General features: G+C 63.9%; 16 protein-coding genes and 1 tRNA gene. 6 read left to right on the forward strand and 11 right to left on the reverse strand.

Annotation, left to right across the window (positions count from 1 at the left end):
* The first annotated feature begins 92 nt into the window (after window positions 1-92).
* Window positions 93-2375 carry an immune inhibitor A domain-containing protein gene (locus J2S97_RS13860; protein WP_307050371.1) on the forward strand — a complete coding sequence of 761 codons (2283 nt, stop codon included), beginning with the start codon at window positions 93-95 and terminating at the stop codon, window positions 2373-2375.
* Window positions 2376-2474: 99 nt separating this feature from the next.
* Here the strand turns inward: J2S97_RS13860 and J2S97_RS13865 are convergent, their stop codons facing one another.
* On the reverse strand, window positions 2475-2729 hold the full coding sequence (locus tag J2S97_RS13865) for a cell division protein CrgA (RefSeq protein ID WP_307050373.1): 255 nt from the start codon (window positions 2727-2729) through the stop codon (window positions 2475-2477).
* Window positions 2730-2905: 176 nt separating this feature from the next.
* Between J2S97_RS13865 and J2S97_RS13870 the strand changes: the two genes are divergently transcribed.
* The 3 genes from J2S97_RS13870 to J2S97_RS13880 are packed head-to-tail and all read left to right on the forward strand — an operon-like array spanning window position 2906 to window position 4513.
* The gene (locus J2S97_RS13870) at window positions 2906-3700 is read left to right on the forward strand and encodes a class E sortase (RefSeq protein ID WP_307050375.1); all 795 of its coding nucleotides are present in this window, start codon (window positions 2906-2908) and stop codon (window positions 3698-3700) included.
* A 4-nt stretch (window positions 3701-3704) separates the two neighbouring features.
* Window positions 3705-3875 carry a hypothetical protein gene (locus J2S97_RS13875; protein WP_307050377.1) on the forward strand — a complete coding sequence of 57 codons (171 nt, stop codon included), beginning with the start codon at window positions 3705-3707 and terminating at the stop codon, window positions 3873-3875.
* Window positions 3872-4513 carry an aminodeoxychorismate/anthranilate synthase component II gene (locus tag J2S97_RS13880; RefSeq protein WP_307050379.1) on the forward strand — a complete coding sequence of 214 codons (642 nt, stop codon included), beginning with the start codon at window positions 3872-3874 and terminating at the stop codon, window positions 4511-4513. Before J2S97_RS13875 ends, J2S97_RS13880 begins: the two co-directional genes overlap by 4 nt.
* 24 nt (window positions 4514-4537) lie before the next feature.
* Here the strand turns inward: J2S97_RS13880 and pknB are convergent, their stop codons facing one another.
* The 7 genes from pknB to J2S97_RS13915 are packed head-to-tail and all read right to left on the reverse strand — an operon-like array spanning window position 4538 to window position 14230.
* A complete protein-coding gene (pknB, locus tag J2S97_RS13885) occupies window positions 4538-6436 on the reverse strand; it encodes a Stk1 family PASTA domain-containing Ser/Thr kinase (protein WP_373460558.1) in 1899 nt (632 codons plus the stop codon).
* Window positions 6437-6492: 56 nt separating this feature from the next.
* On the reverse strand, window positions 6493-8322 hold the full coding sequence (locus tag J2S97_RS13890; protein WP_307050383.1) for a protein kinase domain-containing protein: 1830 nt from the start codon (window positions 8320-8322) through the stop codon (window positions 6493-6495).
* Window positions 8319-9779 (reverse strand): peptidoglycan D,D-transpeptidase FtsI family protein, encoded by a 1461-nt coding sequence (locus J2S97_RS13895; protein WP_307050384.1) that lies wholly within the window; start codon window positions 9777-9779, stop codon window positions 8319-8321. The genes J2S97_RS13890 and J2S97_RS13895 overlap by 4 nt, the downstream gene beginning before the upstream one ends.
* Entirely contained in the window at window positions 9776-11236 is a 1461-nt protein-coding gene (locus tag J2S97_RS13900; RefSeq protein WP_307050386.1) for an FtsW/RodA/SpoVE family cell cycle protein, read from the reverse strand. The genes J2S97_RS13895 and J2S97_RS13900 overlap by 4 nt, the downstream gene beginning before the upstream one ends.
* On the reverse strand, window positions 11233-13002 hold the full coding sequence (locus J2S97_RS13905) for a PP2C family protein-serine/threonine phosphatase (protein ID WP_373460559.1): 1770 nt from the start codon (window positions 13000-13002) through the stop codon (window positions 11233-11235). The genes J2S97_RS13900 and J2S97_RS13905 overlap by 4 nt, the downstream gene beginning before the upstream one ends.
* A gap of 2 nt (window positions 13003-13004) precedes the next feature.
* Complete coding sequence (locus J2S97_RS13910) at window positions 13005-13487, reverse strand: FHA domain-containing protein FhaB/FipA (RefSeq protein ID WP_104174632.1); 483 nt, start codon at window positions 13485-13487, stop codon at window positions 13005-13007.
* Entirely contained in the window at window positions 13484-14230 is a 747-nt protein-coding gene (locus J2S97_RS13915; RefSeq protein WP_307050389.1) for an FhaA domain-containing protein, read from the reverse strand. The genes J2S97_RS13910 and J2S97_RS13915 overlap by 4 nt, the downstream gene beginning before the upstream one ends.
* 353 nt (window positions 14231-14583) lie before the next feature.
* Here J2S97_RS13915 and J2S97_RS13920 point away from each other — a divergent pair.
* Window positions 14584-14666, forward strand: a tRNA-Leu gene (locus tag J2S97_RS13920).
* A 147-nt stretch (window positions 14667-14813) separates the two neighbouring features.
* Here the strand turns inward: J2S97_RS13920 and J2S97_RS13925 are convergent.
* The 3 genes from J2S97_RS13925 to J2S97_RS13935 all read right to left on the reverse strand — a co-directional run bounded on the left by J2S97_RS13925 (window position 14814) and on the right by J2S97_RS13935 (window position 17657).
* On the reverse strand, window positions 14814-16178 hold the full coding sequence (locus J2S97_RS13925; protein WP_307050391.1) for an MFS transporter: 1365 nt from the start codon (window positions 16176-16178) through the stop codon (window positions 14814-14816).
* Between the two features lie 175 nt (window positions 16179-16353).
* Complete coding sequence (locus J2S97_RS13930; RefSeq protein ID WP_307050392.1) at window positions 16354-16746, reverse strand: universal stress protein; 393 nt, start codon at window positions 16744-16746, stop codon at window positions 16354-16356.
* On the reverse strand, window positions 16743-17657 hold the full coding sequence (locus J2S97_RS13935) for a 2-hydroxyacid dehydrogenase (protein WP_307050394.1): 915 nt from the start codon (window positions 17655-17657) through the stop codon (window positions 16743-16745). The genes J2S97_RS13930 and J2S97_RS13935 overlap by 4 nt, the downstream gene beginning before the upstream one ends.
* Before the next feature lie 344 nt (window positions 17658-18001).
* Here J2S97_RS13935 and J2S97_RS13940 point away from each other — a divergent pair, with 344 nt between their 5' ends.
* Window positions 18002-19558, forward strand: coding sequence for an ABC transporter substrate-binding protein (locus J2S97_RS13940; RefSeq protein WP_307050396.1), 1557 nt, complete (start codon window positions 18002-18004; stop codon window positions 19556-19558).
* Window positions 19559-19570 lie beyond the last annotated feature (12 nt).

Here is a 19570-nt window from a genome sequence, read left to right on the forward strand (position 1 = left end):
CCTGACATGCCTCCGCCATGGCGAAGTTGATAGCCGAAGGCTCACTCTCACATTATGCTGTGGCTCTGATCACAAAATACTGGGAGGTACGTGTGAGGAAAACCAAAATTGCCGTGGCTGGCGTCGCGGGGGTCGTTCTCGGGATGCTCAGCATCCAGGCCCCGGCCGTAGCCGCACCACCTGTTGACGACGCGACAACGGCGCCGGCATCGGCAATCCGGCAGGACAACCGTCCCGGACCGCGGACGAAGGAACTCGTTGAAAAACGCAAGGCGGCTATTGAGAAGGTGGCCAAGGGCCAGGCGAAAGCCAACGACGACGGCGTAGTCCAATTGGCGGAGGACAAGTTCGCCGAAATCGAAACCGCGAAACAGGACAAGATCTTCACCATCCTGGCCGAATTTGGCGACCAAGGCGCAGGCCGGTTCGGAACCGCGCCGGGCCCGCTGCACAATGCGATCGCCGAACCGGACCGCTCCGTGGACAACACCACGCTGTGGACCAGTGATTTCAGCGCGGCCCACTACGAAGAACTCTTTAATGGCAACGGCGAATCAATGAAGGGCTACTACGAGGCAGTTTCAAACGGCAATTATTCCGTGACCAACACGGTAACGGACTGGGTCAAGGTGCCGAACAACGGATCCTTCTATGGCGACAACGCCACCGAGGACACCGGCGGCTCATGGGCCTTCATCAGGGATTCAGGCAACGCTTGGTGGAATTCCCAGGTTGCCGCGGGCAAAACGCCGGCGGAAATCGACGCGTACCTCGCACAGTTCGATGTGTGGGACCGCTATGACTTCGACAACGACGGCAACTTCGACGAATCCGACGGCTACATCGACCACTTCCAGGCAGTGCACGCCGGCGAGGGCGAGGAAGCCGGCGGCGGCGCCCAGGGCGAGGACGCGATCTGGTCCCACCGCTGGTATGCCTTCGGCAACCAGTTCGGCTCCGCCGGCCCCGAAGGGAACCTTTCCGGCGGTACCAGGCTCGGGTCTTCCAAATACTGGCTGGGCGACTACACCACGGAACCCGAAAACGGCGGAGTCGGTGTATTTGCCCATGAGTTCGGCCATGACCTTGGCTTGCCCGACTTCTATGACACCTCGGGAGCCGCGACCAACAGCACCGCGTTCTGGACGCTCATGAGCTCGGGGTCCTGGCTGGGACACGGTTCGGCGGCCAACGAAGGGATCGGCACCACCCCGGGCCTGATGGGACCCGAGGAGAAGCTCTTCCTCGGCTGGCTGGACCACAGCACCGTGCAGGCAGGCTCTAGCGGAGACTTCGTCCTGAATCCCGCCCAACTCCAGGCTGAGGGCAAGGACCAGGCCGTCCGGGTCAACCTTCCGGACAAGACAACCAGCACGGACTACACCGCCCCGGCCTCGGGAACCAAGGCATGGTGGACAGGCAGCCAGGACAACCTCAATGAATCCCTGACCCATGCCGTCCCGGCGCAGTCTCGGGTGACGGTCACGGCGAACGCCTGGTATGACATCGAGGCCGACTACGACTTCCTCTACGGTGAATACTCCACTGATGGGGGCAAGACCTGGCAGTCCGCAGGGCGCGCGCTCAGCGGAGCAGCAGGATGGGGACAGGTTCGCTACTCCTATGACGCCGCCGGCCTCGCGTCGCACTTCCGCTTCAGGTACCAGACCGACGGAGGCGTCCACAACCCCGGTGCCTTCATTGACGATGTGAAGATTTCGGCCGGAAAGACCGTCATCCTCAGCGACGACGCCGAGCAGGGCCAGGGTCAGTGGCTTGCCGACGGCCAGTGGCAACTAAGCACCGGCTCGGTCACCCGTACCACTGAGCAGTACTACCTCGTGGAAAACCGTGAGTATGTGGGCTTTGACGCCACGCTTGCGGAGGGTCCATACGTCTTCACCAAGGGCATCACCGCGCCGAACTGGGTCGATTTCTTTAGATACCAAAACGGCATGCTGGTCTGGTACATCGACGATTCCTATGCTGACAACAATGTTTCGGCCCACCCCGGTGCAGGCTCGGCGCTGCCGGTCGATGCCCGCCCCGCACCCCTGAAGTGGTCCGATGGAACAATGCCCGGCAACAGCCGGCAGCCGTTCGACGCGACGTTCGGGCTCGAAGCCACGGACACGCTGTGTATCGCGAAGGAAGTGCAGTCGGGCACCAAACGCAATCCGGCCATATCCTCGCTGGACGCCTGCGCAGTGAGTAGCCCGCCGATCGGAGTCTTCAAAGACATTGATCCGCTGGCCTACTACAGCGCGGAGAATCCCTTTGGAAGCGTCAAGGTTGCGGGTCACGGTGTGGAGATTTCCGTAATGTCCGACGCCGGTTCAGACCTCGCCATCCACGTGGTCAATCCTGGGCTTTAGTCTCCAGCGATAAAAAAGTCGGACCGGCACTAAATGCCGGTCCGACTTTTTGCATGAAGGGGTGTCGCTGAAGGGGCTGTCAGCCCGGGATGGGTGTGGCTAGGAGCGCCAGCGCGTGGTCATCAGGAACCCGGCGATGGCGATGCCGAACCCGGCCACGATGTTCCAGGATTCCCAGGCCCTGACGGGGAGGGCGCCTTCACTGATATAGAAGGTGATGATCCACAGCAGCCCAATGATCATCAGGCCGAACATGACGGGCTTGAACCACACCGCGTTGGGCTTGTAGGCCTGCGATGCAGAAGCCGGCTTTTCCGCGCCGGCGGTCTTCTTTCGTGGCTTTGACTCGGGCACGGGTCCTCCTCGTCGGGCTGAATCAAGGGCGGAGCCTCCGGCTTGGTATCCTGCAAGAAGGAAGATGCCGGCGGTGTTGGCGCCTTTGGTCAGGTCTGAATTCTTACTAGCAGCCAATTCTAGCTGTAGTTCAGAACACGCCGGCGCCCGCCCGCGCTGCCAATTGAGGAGATCACGTGGTGTTGCTGGATAAGGGGACGGCCTCCGCCGTGCCGGCACGCGGCGTCGGAGTTCTCCGGAAGCTCATTAAAATCGCTGGCGAGCTGCTCATCACAGTGGGGGTGGTCCTGCTCCTGTTCGTTGCATGGCAGCTGTGGTGGACCAACGTTGAGTCCGATGCCAAGCAGAGTGAGACCATCAGGAATTTCGCCCAGGAACTGGGCGGTTCCGGGGGTCCGGTGGCTCCTGCCCCGCCTGGTGAAACTCCCCCCGCGCCTGCCGACTACGGCCCGCCGAAGGTTGCCAAGGCGCCCGGACACGGCGGAACCATCGGCATCATGTACATCCCCCGGTTTGGTCCTGACTACACCCGGCCCATCGTCCAGGGAACCTCCATGGATGTCCTGGATACGCTCGGCCTTGGCCACTACAGCAATACGGCGATGCCCGGGGCGACAGGCAACTTCGCGGTGGCAGGTCACCGCCAGACGCACGGGGCCGTACTGGACAACATCCACACCCTGGTTCCGGGCGACAAGATCTATGTCCAGACCAAGGACGGATTCTATGTCTACGTCTTCCGGAACAACCAGATTGTGCTCCCGTCAGCCACCGATGTGCTGCTGCCGGTACCCACCCAGCCCGCAGCCCGGCCGACGGAAGCCTATCTCACCATGACCAGTTGCAACCCGCGGTTTGGCTCGCAGGAACGAATCATTGCGTATTCCCTGCTGGACCACTGGCAGCCGGCATCGGCGGGGCCGCCGGCAGAAATAGCGGCCCAGGTGGCCAAGGCGCTCGGGAAGGGCTGACGTTATGTACGGATGGATATTCCGCCACCTGCCGGGGCCGCTGTGGCTCAGGATCGTCACATCACTGGTGCTGCTTGGCGGCGTGCTGGTATTGATGGTTCAGTTCCTCTTTCCCTGGATGTCACAGTTCACCCAGTTCACCGACTCAACGATTGGTTTAGTAACTCGACAATGAGCACCACCAAGATCCTGGTCGTAGACAACTACGACAGCTTTGTTTACACCCTGGTGGGTTACCTCCAGGAGCTCGGCGCCGAGACAACGGTGGTCCGTAACGACGACGTCACCCTCGCCGAGGCAATCGAGATGGTGGACGCACGCGATGGCGTCCTCATCTCACCCGGGCCGGGCACCCCTGCCGAGGCGGGCGTCTGCATTGACCTGATCAAATGGTGCGGCGGCCACGACAAGCCGATGTTCGGTGTGTGCCTGGGACACCAGGCGCTGGCCGAAGCCTACGGCGCCACCGTGACGCACGCCCCCGAGCTGATGCACGGCAAAACGTCCCTGGTGGAACATCACGGAGACAGCGTCTTCGTCGGGCTCCCCTCCCCTGTCACGGCCACGCGTTACCACTCCCTTGCCGCCGTCCGTGAAACCATTCCCGACGTCCTGGAGATCACCGCGCAGACGGCCAACGGCGTGATCATGGGCCTCAGGCACCGGACGGCACCGCTTTGCGGCGTGCAGTTCCACCCGGAATCGGTCCTCACGGAGGGCGGCTACCAGATGCTGGGCAACTGGTTGGAATCCCTGGGCATGGAAGGTGCAGCCGAGCGGGCTGCCAAATTGAGCCCGCTCATCCAGCACTGATCAACGTTCCAGCCGCGTAGCGTTCTAACCGCGGTCCCGATCCCGGTCGGTCTCGGTGGGCGTGGGAGTGGGGGTCGGCGTCGGGCTGGGCGCCGGTGCCTTGGCAATGATCACGCTAATGGTCTTTCCCTGCTCCACCAGCGCATTGACCGCATCGCTCTGCTCGGTCACCTTGCCAGGGTCAACTTCTGAGTTCTCGACTTCCTTTACTTCCATGCCAAGGCCGAGGTTCTTGAGCGCTGCCTCTGCTTCCGACCGGGGCAGGCCGCGGAGTTCGGGCATGGCCACCTTGCCCGTGGACACCACAATTTCCACGGTGGTTCCGACAGCGACAGTGTCGCCCGGTGCGGGTTTGGTGGTGATCACGATTCCAACGGGCACGGTTGCGCTGTTCGCCATAGTGGTACCGGGGGCGCCTGCAAGCCCGATTTGCCGCAAAACATCCCGGGCAGCGGCTTCCGTCCTCCCCGGCAGGTCAGTCGGGATTTTGACGGCGCTCGGACCGTCGGAGATGTTCAACGTGACCTTGGAGTCGGGTTCCATCGATGTTCCTGCCGCGGGCACCGTGCCGATGGCCGTGCCCTTGGTGATGGTGTCATGCGGCAGTCTGTTGATAGTCGGGCTGAACCGGGCATTGTAGAGGCGCTGCAACGCCTCGGATTCGGTGAGCGCCGATACTGACGGAACCTGGATCTTGGCCACTGGAGGGGGCGGCTGGTTCATCATGTTGTAGAGCCAGAGGCCACCCCCGGCGAGGACCAGCAGGGTAAAGATCACCAAGGTGGCAATCCAGGTCCGACGGCGGGACTTCTGCCGCGGGGTACGCTCACGTTCCGGCGGAAGCCCGAGTGGGAGGTCGCTGGCTTCCGAAGGTTCGTAAACCTGGGCGGGCAGCGCCCGGTCATCGCCGAGGGTGTCCTGGACAGGCCGGAGCCTTCCGCTCGGCGAATCGTCAAGGAAACTCGCCCCTGTGACCGAGTACGGGGCAGTCCGGGCAGTCCGTTCCGCCGCCGGGACCGTATTGTTGGGATCCGTCGATGCCTCGCCCGCCGCCACGTCCGGCACAGCGATGCCGTTGCGCGCCGCCCGGAGGGCCCGCTGGAACGCGGCCGCATCCTGGAAACGGTCTGCCCGGTTCTTTTGGAGGGCTTTCGCCAGGACACTGTCAAGAGCCTCTGACACCTCGGGATTGAGGCTGCTGGCCGGCTCGGGAATTTCGCGGACGTGCTGGTAGGCGACGGAAACAGGACTGTCCCCAACAAAGGGAGGCCGCCCCGTCAGCATCTCGTACAGCAGGCACGCCGCGGAATAGAGGTCGCTACGGGCGTCCACAGTTTCGCCGCGGGCCTGTTCCGGGGAAAGATACTGCGCGGTGCCCACGACAGCCTGGGTCTGGGTCATCGTGGCGGAGGAATCGGCCATGGCCCGGGCGATGCCGAAATCCATCACCTTGATAGTGTCCGAGTTATCGCAGAACATCACGTTTGCCGGCTTGATATCCCGGTGGACAATGCCCGCCCGGTGGCTGTACTCAAGGGCGGAGAGCACGCCGAGAGTGAAGTCGATGGCATGACCGATACTGACTTCCTTGGCGCGGATGAGATCCCTGAGGGTCTTTCCGGACACGAACTCCATCACAATGTAGGGCACCCGGACGGTGTCCTCCGGACCTCCCGGAACGGCGTGGTCCCCGGTGTCGTAGATGGCAACGATCGAGGGATGGTTCAACGCGGCCACCGCCTGGGCTTCACGCTTGAACCTGGCCTGGAACTGAGGGTCCCGGGCCAGGTCCGGCCGGAGCAGCTTGATGGCCACTGTCCGGCCCAGCCGGGTATCAACGCCGCGGTGCACGTCAGCCATGCCGCCGCGGCCAATCAGCTCACCGAGTTCGTACCGCCCGTTGAGGACGCGCTGGGTATTCACTGGGAGGCTGTCCTCTCTGTGCGACGGGATACGGGGTGAGTCCGGCACGGTGCGCCCTAGTTCGACGTCGAGTTGCTGGGCGTGGGCAGGAGCTCCTTGGCAAGGTGGTACGTCACGACGGAACCGGCGGGCACCTTGCTGCCGGCGGCCGGCTCCGAACTGACGAACGTGCCCGCCTGTTGTCCGGCGCTGCCCGCTACGTCCTCGCCCTTCACCCAACGCAGCCCGGCGTCTTCGATGGCGCGCTGCGTCTGTGATTCAGAGCTGCCAACGCCAATTGCCGGCACTGAAGACTCCTGGCTCGGTTCGGGGCCTTTCGAATAGGTGACAGTGATGGCCTGCCCGGGATTTACCGGACCCGAGGGTTCGATATTGGTGACCGTGCCTGCCGGCGCATCGTTGAAGACCTGCTCGCCAATGACCTGCAGCCCCATGCCTACCAGCGTGCTGCGAACCTCGTTGTACGGCCGGCCAAGGTAGGCGTCCGGGATCAGGTTAATGGTCTCCGGAGTACTCTGCGTCGGTGTGGGCGTCGGGCTCGGGCTGGTGGGGGTAGGGCTGGCCGAAGTGGACGTCGGCGACGCGCTGGTGCTGGGCTTGGCGCTGCTTGACGTCGACGAGGACTCTGCCGGACCGGACGGGAACAGGATGCCGGCCTGTGTGAGGATGACGCCCACGAGGGCGAAGAGCACCAGCAGAATCAGTGCGATCAGCGGCCACGTCCACGGGCTGCGGCCCTTGCGCTGAGGCTCATCCTCCGGTTCGTCGTAGCGGTCCTGTTCCTCTTCCTGCTCCCAGCTGCGTTCGGCAGCAAGGGCGTCGGCGCGTGACAGGGTGCTGCGCGGACCGGTCGCGCCGGCGGCACCGGCGGCAAGCCCGGCGGCTGCCCCGGCGCCCGCGGCGCCGACCACCGGAAGTGCGGAAGTCGTCGTCGCCGACCTGTCCTTTTCCGGACCGGATTCGATGACGCCGGTCGCTGCGGTGGGAATGTCCACCGGTGCCGTGATTGGCCCGGTGGCAGCCTCGAAGAGCAGCATTCCGGGAACAGCGGCGTGTGCAGCGGCGATGTCGCCGTTGCGGATGGCTTCCGCTGCCTCGGACAGCTTGATGGCGTTGGCCGGGCGGTTCTTGGGGTCCTTGGCGAGCATGGACATCAGGAGTGCCCGGACCGGCGTCGGCAGTGTTTCCGGCAGCGGCGGCGGGGCATCATTCACCTGGGCAAGCGCAATGGCGATCTGCGATTCACCGGAGAACGGACGGTGGCCCGTGAGGCACTCGTAGCCGATGACGCCGAGCGAGTAGATGTCCGAGGCGCCGGTCGCGGTCTGGCCCGTTGCCTGTTCCGGGGCGAGGTACTGGGCCGTGCCCATGACCTGTCCGGTCTGGGTCAGCGGGACCTGGTCCGCCAGCCGGGCAATGCCGAAGTCGGTCACCTTGACGCGACCGTCCGGGGTGATCAGCAGGTTCCCCGGCTTGATGTCACGGTGCACCAGGCCCTGTGAGTGGGCAACGGACAGGGCGCGGGCAGTCTGGGCGATCATGGATAAAGTGCGGTCCGGGGACAGCACCTGTTCACGTTCGATGATGCTGCTCAGCGGATGGCCCGGTACCAGCTCCATGACCAGGTAGGCCGAGCCCTCTTCTTCGCCGTAATCAAAGACGTTGGCGATGCCCACGTGGTTCAGAAGCGCCGTGTGGCGCGCTTCGGCGCGGAAGCGCTGGAGGAACCCGGGGTCGCCCGTGTACTCCTCTTTGAGCACCTTGATGGCGACAATCCTGCCAAGGATAAGATCCTTGGCTTTCCAGACTTCTCCCATCCCGCCAATCGCAATACGCGTGGTCAGCTGGAATCTCCCGCCGAGGGTGATTCCCGATGTAGGCCTCACTTATTCAACACCGCCTCAAAAATCTTTTTCGCGTTCGGACTGGTTAGCTGTGCGCCGGTGGTGATGTCCACGCCCTGCATGACGATGGTCACCGACACCTGCGGGTCGTTGGCCGGGGCGAACCCGGTAAACCATGAATTATTCAGGCCGTCTGTTCCCAGCTCGGCCGTGCCGGTCTTGCCGGCCACCTGGACGCCCGGAACGGCCGCCCCGCGGCCGATGCCTTGGCTGACTACACTGGTCATCCACTCGGTGATCTGCCGCGAAATCTCCGGGCTGGTGGACGTCCGGAGGACTTCCGGTTTCGGTTCGCTGATGATCCGCAGGTCCGGTGACCGCACGGTCTTGATCAGGTTAGGCTCCATCTGGACCCCGCCGTTGGCGATGGCTGAGGTCATTAGGGCGATCTGCAGCGGGGTGGCACGGACATCGCGTTGGCCGATGGCGGACTGGGCGAGCCCGGCCGCATCCAGTTCCTCCTCCGGGAACGGCCTATTGTCGTAGTCCAGCTTCAGCTGGTCACCGAGGTCCTCGCCGAAGCCGAACTTTGCGGCCTGGTCGGCGATCGCCTTTTGGCCCAGGTCCCGGGCAATCGCCGCGAAAGGAGTGTTGCAGGACTGCTGGAGGGCGAAGGCGAAGTCCGCAGTGTCCTGCGCATAGCAGTTGCCGCCTGCGTAGTTGGGGAGCTTGTACTGGATGCCCGGGAAGCTCATCTCGGCGGGGTTGGGCAGCACACTGTCCTTGTTGTACTTTCCCGAGCTGAGCGCCGCGGCAGTGTCAACGAGCTTGAACACGGAGCCCGGTGCCAGGAGCGCGCCGGTGGGGCCGCTCACGTTCTGGTTCAGGTTGATCCCGGGGATCTTGTTCAGCTCGTTGAAGTTGGCTGCCTCGGCCTCCGGGTCCTGGGTTGCGATCAGGTTGGGATCGTAGGACGGCTTGGACACCATGGCCAGGATGTCACCCGTCTTCGGGTTCGTCACCACAATCGATCCCCGCTGGCCGTCCGGAATCAGATCGTAGGCGAGCTTCTGGATCTCCGGGTCCAGCGTGAGTTCAACCGAAGCACCTTTGGGCTGGTTTCCGAGGAAGAGCTGGCCCACCCGGTCCAGGAAGAGCTGGTCCGAGCTGCCGGCCAGTTGCTGGTTGAGGGCGCTTTCCAGCCCGGTGACGCCGAAGCTCCTGGAGAAGTACCCCGTGATGCCGGCATAAAGTTCGGGCTCCGTGTAGGTCCGCTGGAACTTACAGCTTTCCGAGGCGGCAACGGATTGGGCGATGGGCTTTCCGCCGACGATGATGGCGCCGCGGTCGTTGCAGTAGTTCTGCAGGATGGCGCGCTTGTTCCAGGCGTTGGCCTGCAGTTCGTCCGCGCCCACCACCTGGACATAGCTGAGGGCGCCGAAGATCAGCGCGAACATGGCTACCGCGGCAATCCATGAATTCCGAATTGCATGGTTCACAGTTGTTTCACCGCTTCAGTTGGCGCTTCGGGATGGGCGGAGGAAGGCTGCCGGCCGGGCTGTTTGGCCGGCAGCGGCGGGGAGGCCGGTGCAGGCTTCTTCTCCCCGGGCTCCACGCCGTGCGGCATGGGCGTGGTGTCCACGGGACCGCGTGCGGTGTGAGAAATCATCAGCAGCAGGCCAACAATGATCCAGTTGGCCAGCAGCGAGGACCCGCCCGCTGCCAGGAACGGCGTGGTAAGCCCGGTCAGTGGAATCAGGCGCGTGACGCCGCCGATCACCACGAAGCACTGCAGCGCGATCGCGAACGACAGCCCGCAGGCAAGCAGCTTCCCGAAAGCATCCCGCGTGCCCAGGGCTGCGCGGAAACCTCGCGTAAAGAGCAGCAGGTACATCAGCACGATGGCGAAGAGACCGATCAGGCCGAGCTCCTCGCCGAACGAAGCGATGATCATGTCACTGTTGGCAAACGGCACCAGGTTGGGCCGCCCCTGGCCGAGGCCCGTCCCCACCAGGCCGCCATTGGCCATGCCAAACAGGCCTTCGACGATCTGCAGGCTGCCGCCGTACTGCCGTCCGTAAACTTCGTCCGTGAAGGCGTTGAGCCAACCGTCGATGCGGAGGCCCACGTGGGAGAAAACCCGGGAGGCAATAAAGCCGCCGCCGAGCAGCAGGCCCACGCCGATGATCACCCAGCTGATGCGGCTCGTCGCGACGTAGATCATCACAATGAACAGCCCGAAGAACAGCACCGAGGAGCCGAGGTCGCGCTGGAAGATCAGGACGCCGATGCTCACCAGCCAGGCGGTGATCATGGGGCCCATGTCCTTGAAGCGCGGGAACTGGAGCGGACCGATCTTGCGGCCGGCCAGCAGGATGAGGTCGCGGTTGGAGGAAAGATAGCCGGCGAAGAATATAGCCAGGGTGATCTTGGCGACTTCACCCGGCTGGAAGGTCATCGGGCCGATCTTGATCCAGACGCTGGCTCCGAGGATTTCGCCCGCGGAGATGCCGGGCACCAGCGGCAGAATCAGCAGCAGGGCACTGACTGCCAACGAAATGTAGGTGAAACGGCGCAGGATCCGGTGGTCCTTGAGGAACCAGATGACGGCGATAGCGACGCCCATCGCAACCAGGGTCCAGCGGAGCTGGTTGTTGCCGGTGTCCTCACCCACCCGGTCCAAGCGATGGATCATGGCCAGCCCCAGGCCGTTCAGGGCGACCACCAAGGGAAGAATAACCGGATCGGCATACTTCGCCCGGATCCTTAGCACGATATGGAAAACGAGGGCGGCAGCAGCCAGAAGGCTGGACTGGAACCAGAAATCCGTATCAAACGCTTTTTCCTGGTCGACACCCACCAGGGCATTGGCTCCGATGCCGACGGCAAGGGCAAGGATCAGGAGGGCCAGCTCGGTATTCCTGCGGGGCTTGGGGATGGCCTCAATCTGTGTCACTTGGCCTCCTCACAAACGTTGGCGGACGGGCTGGGTGTTGCGGGCGGCGTCGATGTTCCGGGCGGAGCCGCTGTGCCGGTTGGTGCCGGCGCCGTGCCGGAGGGCGACGGGGCTGCCGTCAACGTGGGCGATGGGGACACGCACTCGTTCGACGGCGACGTGGTGCCGGTCAGGTCGAGGTTCTTGACGATCCGCTGTGCATCGTACAGGTCTCGTGCCGGAACCGTCTGGCGGACCCGTTGCTGCGAAAATTCAGGAAGGTCCGACATGCGGATCTCAGTCACTGTCTCCAAGGTCGACAGCTGAATGGGCCCCAGCCGCTGTGAAACGCCGTTGAAGATGGCAACGCGCTGGTCGTATTCACCGATGTAGTAGCGCGTTTGCGTCCAGGCATACCCCAGCCACAGGCCGACGCCCAGGATGACGAGGACGGCTGCTGCCGTGGCGATGGTCACCCAACGGCGCGGCTTGGCTGCTGGCTTGTACTCGTCGGTTTCCTCGCGGCCCTGATCAGACTTGTGGGTAAGGACGGTTGCGGCGCGGCGTGCGACGGTCCGCCCGGCAATCGTCGGGATGGAGCCGGACTCGGCCGCGGCAACGGCGGCGCCAACGAGTTCGTGCGGACGCGTGGAGAGTTCCTCGCGGAGGACGGCAGCCGAAAGGTGCTCGCCCAGATGCGGGTCCGTGGTGGTGGAGGGTTCAGAAGGCCCTGATGTGGGCCCGGGGGCGCCGTTGTCGACACCGCCACCGTGGGTGCTGCCGGCTCCGTCGGCACCGATGGCGCCGTCTCCGGATGGCTTCGGTTCGGAGCCATCGGGGGCGGCTTCCGGGGGCTTTCCCGCGCCGGACCCGTCAGGCAGCTGTGGTTCGTCGTCAGGGATCTTTGCAGAGGACACCGGGGCACTTGCCAAGGCGGCCGCGCCCGTTGCACCGGCCGCACTTGTGCTGCCAGCCTGCGGCTGAACAATTTCGACGGCGGCCGTGCGGACGTCGTCGGGAGTCTGTTCGGCGATTTCCAGCATGACAACGGTGACGTTGTCCGGGGCGCCGGCCTCAAGGGTGAGGTCGACGAGCGTTTCGACGCATTCGCGCAGGTCCTGGGTTTCGCGGACCGTGCGTTCCACTACATGTCCTGCAACGTAGTTCAGGCCGTCAGAGCAGAGCAGCCACCGTTCGCCGGGTTCGACGTCCAGGGTTGCCAGATCGAGCTCAGGGCTGGCATCGACATCGCCGAGGACCCGCATCAGGACGTTCTTGTGCGGATGCGTTTCCGCTTCCTCGGGGCGCAGCCGGCCTTCGTCGATGAGCCTTTGGACGAAGGTGTGGTCGACGCTGATCTGCTTGAATTCTCCGTTGCGCAGCCGGTAGGCGCGGGAGTCGCCGATATGGGCGAAGTGCAGTTTGCCTTCGGCCAGGAGCAGCGCGGTGACGGTGGTGCCCATTCCGGCAAGCTTGGGATTGATATGGACCAGTTCGGACAGCAGGGAGTTGGCGGTCTGGATCTCATCTGCCAGTACGGTTCCGGCGTCTCCGTTGTAATGTCCGTGGTCCAGATGGAGCATGTCCAGGACAGTCGCCGCGGAGGCCACGTCACCCCCGGCGTGGCCACCCATGCCGTCTGCCACGACGGCCAGGTGCCGGCCGACGTAGGCGGAGTCATCATTTTTGGCGCGGATGCGTCCCACATCCGAGCGAGCGGCATAGCGCATGATGAGCGGCCGCATCGGGGTGGGGCCCTTTTCAGCGGGAATCTCCGGGACGGCCACGGCTATGGCCTCAATTCGATGACCGTCTTGCCGATTCTCACGGGGACACCGAGCTCCACCGGGAGGGCGCGGGTGAGCTGCTGGTTGTTCAGATACGTGCCGTTGGTCGAGCCGAGATCCTCGATGAACCAACGGCTGCCCTGCGGGAACAGCCGGGCGTGCCGGCCGGAGGCGTAGTCATCCTCAAGGACCAGCGTGGCCTCCTGGGCGCGGCCCAGGAGGATGGGACTCTCGGCGAGCGGGATGGTGTGGCCTTTGAGCGGCCCCTCTGTGACAACCAGTTGGCGCGCCTGCTGTTTCGCGGGCGGCGGAGCGGCTTCCGCCAGTTCGGGGTGTTTGCGCACCTGGCGGGCGGTAGGGGCACCCATGGCGGCCTTCCGACCGATCATCAGGTCCCGGCGCATGGCGGACACGATGCTGAAGATGAGGACCCACAGCAATAGGAGGAAACCGAAGCGCAGGGCCGTAATGGTCAGTTCGCTCACGGGCGGCCACCGGAGTTGGCGGGCAAAAGGCGGAAGATGATTTTGGTCCGTCCCATCGTGATGGTGGAGCCGTCAGTAAGGTCTACGCTGCCTACGACCTTGTGTCCGTTGACGTAACTGCCGTTGGTGGATCCCAGGTCGACGGCTTCTGTGGTGCCGTTGGCGGTGCGGATTTCGAGGTGGCGGCGGGAAACCCCGGTGTCGTCCACCAGGATGTCGGCCTCAGATGACCGGCCCAGGACGATGGACGCGGCATTCAGCGAATAACGCTGGCCGTCGATGTCCAGGACAGGTTGGAGGCGTACGGGCTGCCGGCTCGGAGCGGCCGGGACATTGTTCCGGGGCGCGGGCCGAGCCGCAGGGGAACCGGAGGCCTTCTCCGTCTTTGAATCAATTTCGAAATCGCCCGCGCGGATTTCCTCGTCGCGCCGGAAGGAGATGCGGACCGAACCCCGGAGCGTATAGCCCTGGCTCCGGACGTGGTTGATCACCACATCGCAAAGTTCTTCCGCCAGGGGCGTGCCCCATTCCTGCGCGCGCCTGAAGTCGTCGTCGCTGAGGCGGACGTCAAAAACGTTGGGGGCGAGCGTGCGTCCGGCGGCGATGGTGATGGCCTTGTGGTCCACTTCCCGGCGAAGCCGGCTCGCGATTTCCACAGGCTCCACCTGGGCGCGCGAACCGGTGGAGAAGACACCGCGGACGGCCTTTTCGATGCCGCGCTCGACTTTGTCCAGCATTCCCATGGCACCTCTCCTCTCCTGACGGCTGCGGGGCAGCGCACGTTTCGGAACTCAGTTCACAACATTGCCGGGAGTGCGCCGGGGACGGGCACTCCTACATCTGATACTACTGGGCAGGGCTGTGAATGACCTTAATGCACAACGCCGGGGCGGGGAGATTAGTTCATTCGGGCTTGCCATGGCGCGGTTCGGGCGGCATCACCGGAGGGGCATATCGCGGGGGGTATTTCTGCGCGCAGGGACAGCCCCGGGCCCCGATTGGTGTTTTGCCGTGGTTGTCCGTTATGCTTGATCTCGCTGCTTTTACGAGGTTGGCAGTCCGGAAATCGGGCGTCCAGTCGGGTGAAAGAAGTTGCGCGCGAGTGGCGGAACGGCAGACGCGCTGGCTTCAGGTGCCAGTGTCCGAAAGGGCGTGGGGGTTCAAATCCCCCCTCGCGCACGCAAATGAAAGAACCCCGGTCTTAGGACCGGGGTTCTTTTGCGTTAACTGACTCGAACGGCTTCTCCCCGCCGCGCGGTCCTTTCCCCTAGCTATGAGTGGGGGATTGCGCCACGGGGCGGGGAGAAATCATGCAGAGGGCTGTGCCTAGCGGGCTGCGGCTGGCTCCAGGGTTTCTGCTGAGGATGCAGCTGCGGCGGCTTCAGCAGCAGGCGGTGCCGCCGTCGTCGTCCGTTCCTTGAGGAAGTACACCAGGCCGGCGGCGAGCGTGGAAGCCGCCGCCAGGGCGAACAGGCCGGGCACAACGCTTCCCGTCTGTTCCTTGATGAGGCCGAAGCCGAACGGGGCAACGAAGCCGCCCAGGTTGCCGAGCGAGTTGATGATGGCGATGGCCGGCGCGAGAACCAGGGGATGCAGGCCCGACTGGGGGATGGTCCAGAACAGCGGCGACGCACTCTTGAAGCCCATGGCAGCGACGGCGAGGAAAACGAGTGCCAGAACCGGCGTGGCGACGGCCGCCGCGAACGTTCCCACTGCGGCGACCAGCAGGGCCACCACCAGCAGCGGGCGCTTCGACTTTGCCCGGTCCTGCCATTTGGCCGCAAAGTACATCGCGAAGACGGCGCAGACCCACGGAATGGCGGACAGGAACCCGACGCTCAGGTCCGTGGTGCCGGGGATCTGTTTGACGATGCTGGGCAGCCAGAACGTGTTGGCGTAAATGGACAGCTGGACTGAGAAGTAGATACCGCACAGGAGGAGGATCTGCGGGTTCAGCAGCATCTTCCAGCGATTGACCTTCGTGTCCTTGCCGGTGGTGTGCTCGGCGTCCTCGCTGGCGATGGCGCTGATGAGTGCCGTTTTCTCCCTGCTGTTCAGCCACTTGGCGTCCTCGATCCTGGCATCCAGGAGGAAGTAGACCGTAATGCCGACGGCGACCGAGAGCAGGCCTTCGAAGCCAAAGAGCCACTGCCAGCCGCGGAAACCGAGGGCGCCCTGGAGGCTGAGCAGCATTCCGGCGATGGGCCCGGACAGAGCAGCGGCAACCGACGAACCGGCAATGAAGATTGCGGTGGCCTTGCCGCGCTGGCCCGCCGGAACCCACCGGGCGAAATAGAAGATGACGGCGGGGAAGAACCCGGCCTCGGCCGCGCCCAGCAGGAACCGCAGCACGTAGAACATCATTTCGTTCTGCACGAAGGCCATCAGGAACGAAACGATGCCCCAGCTGATCATGATCCGAGTGAGCCAGACCCTGGCGCCGAACTTTTCCATCATCACGTTGCTGGGCAGTTCAAAGATCGCGTAGGCAACGAAGAACAGGCCCGCACCGAAGCCGTAAGCTGCGGCGCCGATTCCGACATCCGCCTCCAGATGCTCGTGGGCGTAGCCGATGTTCGATCGGTTCAGCTGGTTGCAGACGAGCATAACCAGCATGATGGGCAGAACGCGCCGGAAGAACTTCTTGGTGGCAGACGCCAGATCCGTGACAGCGATGTCTACAGACTGCATGGGAAAATCCTCTGTATAGATGAATAAAGCTCACGCTGCGGGGGACCGGAGGCCGGCCCTTGTGGTCCCCACCACAGCTTGCCCCTCGACTTTATTCAACCGTAGTAATGCACGTCCAACACAGATTCTGCATAGCTTGATACCTACAGGGCAACACGAAGGGTGCAGTTGCCTCTCAGTTCCGGGGGCCGACGTCCGCTTTGACGGCAGTGACCGGGCAGCCGGCTTCGAGGATGACCCGCTGGGCAGTGCTGCCAAGGAACAGCTTCCCCACCGGGGAGCGCCGCCTGACTCCGATCACTATCAGCTCGACATCCTCCTCGTAGGAGGCATCGGTCATGAAGTCCGCAGCGTCAGTGCCTTCGTTGGGCCGGACCGAGGCCTGCACGCCCGCAGCTGTTGCTGCGGCGATTGCGCCACGGATGTCCGAGTCCGCCTCGGCAGACGCTTCGCCCGCGACCGGGCTGATGATCTGCAGGGTGGTCTTTCTCAGTGCCGCCTCCCCTATAGCGGCACTGAGGGCGGCGCGGCCTTCCTGGCTGGCGACGTATCCCACGGCGACACTCATGCCTGCACCGCCGTCAGGACCGAACCGGAGGCCACGAACTGACGCAGGTTGGCGAGCGTAAGTTCTGCCATCGCCGCCCTCGTTTCGTGGGTTCCGCTGCCGAGGTGAGGCAGGAGAACCACATTGTCCAGAGCGAGGAGATCTTCCGGGACCTTTGGTTCTTCCGCAAAGACGTCCAGCCCGGCCCCAGCCAGCCGCCCGGCCAGCAGGGCGGCCACGAGGGCGTCCTCATCAACCACGGATCCCCGGGCAATGTTGATCAGGTAGCCGTCGGGTCCGATCGCCTCGATGACATCCGCGTCCACGAGTTTGGCCGAGCCTGGCCCGCCGGCGGCGGCAACAATCAGCACGTCGCAACCGGAGGCGAGTTCGCGCGGTGAGGCCTTGTACTCGTAGCCGACCCCCTTCACCGGATTGCGGCTGTGGTAGCTGATGTCGCAGTCGAAGCCTTCCAGCCTTCGGGCGATGACCCGCCCGATCCGGCCGAGCCCGAGGATGCCCACTTTCTTGCCGCTGGCCTTGGTGGCCAGCGGGAAGTTACCTGCGCTCAGCCAGTCGCCGCGGCGGACGAAGCGGTCCGCGGCGCTCACGCGGCGCAGGACGTCCAGGTACAGGGCGATGGCGGTATCTGCCACGCAGTCGTTGAGGACATCGGGGGTGTTGCTGACCGTGATGCCGCGCTGGGCGGCTTGGGCAACGTCCGTGGTGTCATAGCCGACGCCGAAATTGATGACCGCGCGAAGGTTGGGAAGTGCGCGCATCAGGTCCGGGCCCACTCCGAATTTTCCTGAAGTCACGGCAACCTCAAACTCCCCGCCGTGGTGCTGCAGAAACTCTTCCCGCTCGGGGGCGGAATCGGGGAGCCGCACGGCGTCGTACTCGCTCCTGATGGATTCTTGGACGATTGGCATGAGTGGCCCTACCTGTAGGACGGCGGTGTTGTTCATATCTGCACCCTAGGTTTCCGATCCATACGCGTCCAACATGTAAATGGCATTGTTCGATGCCCGAAGTGAATCGATTGGACTACTCCGGCGGAACCACGCGGAATTCCGGGATAAGTGGTGTCCGTCACAGGGTGCCGACGCTGTGAGCGGGCCCCGCCGCGCCCTCCGAGCCGCCGGCAAAAGCCTTGTGGAGCCTTTGGACCTCAACTAGCTTGAGTCCAGCGCGGCCCGAAACACCTGATCTTGTTGCCTGGTTCCACCGGTGCAAGAGCACCCCCTGCCGCAAACACCCAATTCGGAGGAATCCAATGACGTCTTCTTCAAAGCCCGCATTTCCCGCCTTGCTCAAATGGCCGGCCTTGGCATCCGTCGCGATGTTAGGTCTCAGCGGCTGCTCAGTAGCCAATTCCGACGCCGGCGCCGCCTCCTCGAATACGGTGCGCGTGGTGCTCGGCCAGGAACCGCCCACCTTGGAAGCCTGTGAGTCGAACCTGACCTCCACCGGTGTAGTGGTGCGCTCGAACGTCACTGAACCGCTCATTGAACGCAACCCGCAGAGCGGTGAACTGGAGCCGAAGCTCGCCACCGAATGGAAGGCCACCACGGATACCGAGTGGACCCTCAAGCTGCGCGAAGGTGTGACGTTCCAGGACGGCACGCCGTTCAATGCCAAAGCCGCCGCCTTTACCATCGAAAGAGCGGTCAACTCCAAGCTCGGCTGCAACGTGGAGGGCTACGTCTTCGGCGACGCGGACCTCGCCGTGAAAGCCGTCGATGCCACCACCCTGACCGTGACCACTCCCGAACCTGATCCCATCCTGCCGCTGCGCCTGTCGTTCCTCGAGGTGGTACCGGCGTCCACGAGTGCCACGGAGAAGGTCCGTGAGCCGATCGGCACGGGCCCGTACAAGATCGAGAAGTGGGACGCCGGCCAGAAGATCACGCTGTCCAGCTGGGACGGTTACTGGGGAGACAAGCCCGCCTACGCCAAGGCCGAGTACCAGTGGCGTTCGGAGAGCTCGGTTCGTGCTGCCATGATCACCAGCGGCGAGGCTGATGTTGCCATGGGCCTGAGCCCGGATGACAACATCGGCGACTTGGGCGTTGATTACCCCAACAACGAGACGGTTGCCCTGCGGCTCGACGCCAACGAAGCACCCCTCAATGACATCCGGGTTCGCCAGGCAGTCAATTACGCCCTCGACAAGGAGGGGATCGTCAACTCGCTTTACCAGGGAAAGCACCAGGTGGCTGCCCAGCTGGTTCCCGAAGGCATTGTGGGGCACAACTCGGAACTGAAGGGCTGGCCGTTCGATCTGGACAAGGCGAAGTCCCTCGTTGCCGAAGCAAACGCCGACGGCGTTGATACGTCCGCGCAGATCTCGCTGGTGGTCCGCAGTGCGCAGTTCCCGAAGATCACGGAACTGGGCCAGGTCCTCCAGGAGCAGCTGAGCCAGGCCGGCCTGAACGTCAAGCTCAAGATGCTCGAGACCAGCCAGCACCTGACTTACCAGGTCCGCCCCTTCCCGGACGATGAAGGCGCGGTGGCCTTGATGACCCAGCACGGCAACCAGGCCGGCGATGCAGCCTTCACCGTGGATCAGTACATGCTGTCCAACGGAGCCCAGAGCTACTTCGGTACCCCCGAGTTCGACGCCATGATCAAGAAGGCGGATGCGGCCTCCGGCGATGCGCGGAAGACGGACTTCGAAGAGATCTTCGCCTACCAGAACGACAAAGTGGTCCAGTTTGCCCACATCTCGCACCAGACCGGCATCATCGGCAAGGCCAAATCCGTGAACTACACGCCCAATTCGTCCAGTGGCGACGAACTGCGTGTTTCGGAAATGACCCCGGCAAGCTAGCGCGGACCTCCC

This window comes from Arthrobacter oryzae (assembly GCF_030812315.1).
Lineage (GTDB): Bacteria > Actinomycetota > Actinomycetes > Actinomycetales > Micrococcaceae > Arthrobacter > Arthrobacter oryzae_B.

What these genes read in the sequence shown, in the direction of transcription:
- J2S97_RS13875 (WP_307050377.1), top strand. Translation starts at nt 3,705, where the DNA reads ATGTACGGATGGATATTCCGCCACCTGCCGGGGCCGCTGTGGCTCAGG.
- J2S97_RS13880 (WP_307050379.1), top strand. Translation starts at nt 3,872, where the DNA reads ATGAGCACCACCAAGATCCTGGTCGTAGACAACTACGACAGCTTTGTT.
- J2S97_RS13915 (WP_307050389.1), bottom strand. Translation starts at nt 14,230, where the DNA reads ATGGGAATGCTGGACAAAGTCGAGCGCGGCATCGAAAAGGCCGTCCGC.
- J2S97_RS13925 (WP_307050391.1), bottom strand. Translation starts at nt 16,178, where the DNA reads ATGCAGTCTGTAGACATCGCTGTCACGGATCTGGCGTCTGCCACCAAG.
- J2S97_RS13930 (WP_307050392.1), bottom strand. Translation starts at nt 16,746, where the DNA reads ATGAGTGTCGCCGTGGGATACGTCGCCAGCCAGGAAGGCCGCGCCGCC.
- J2S97_RS13935 (WP_307050394.1), bottom strand. Translation starts at nt 17,657, where the DNA reads ATGCCAATCGTCCAAGAATCCATCAGGAGCGAGTACGACGCCGTGCGG.
- J2S97_RS13940 (WP_307050396.1), top strand. Translation starts at nt 18,002, where the DNA reads ATGACGTCTTCTTCAAAGCCCGCATTTCCCGCCTTGCTCAAATGGCCG.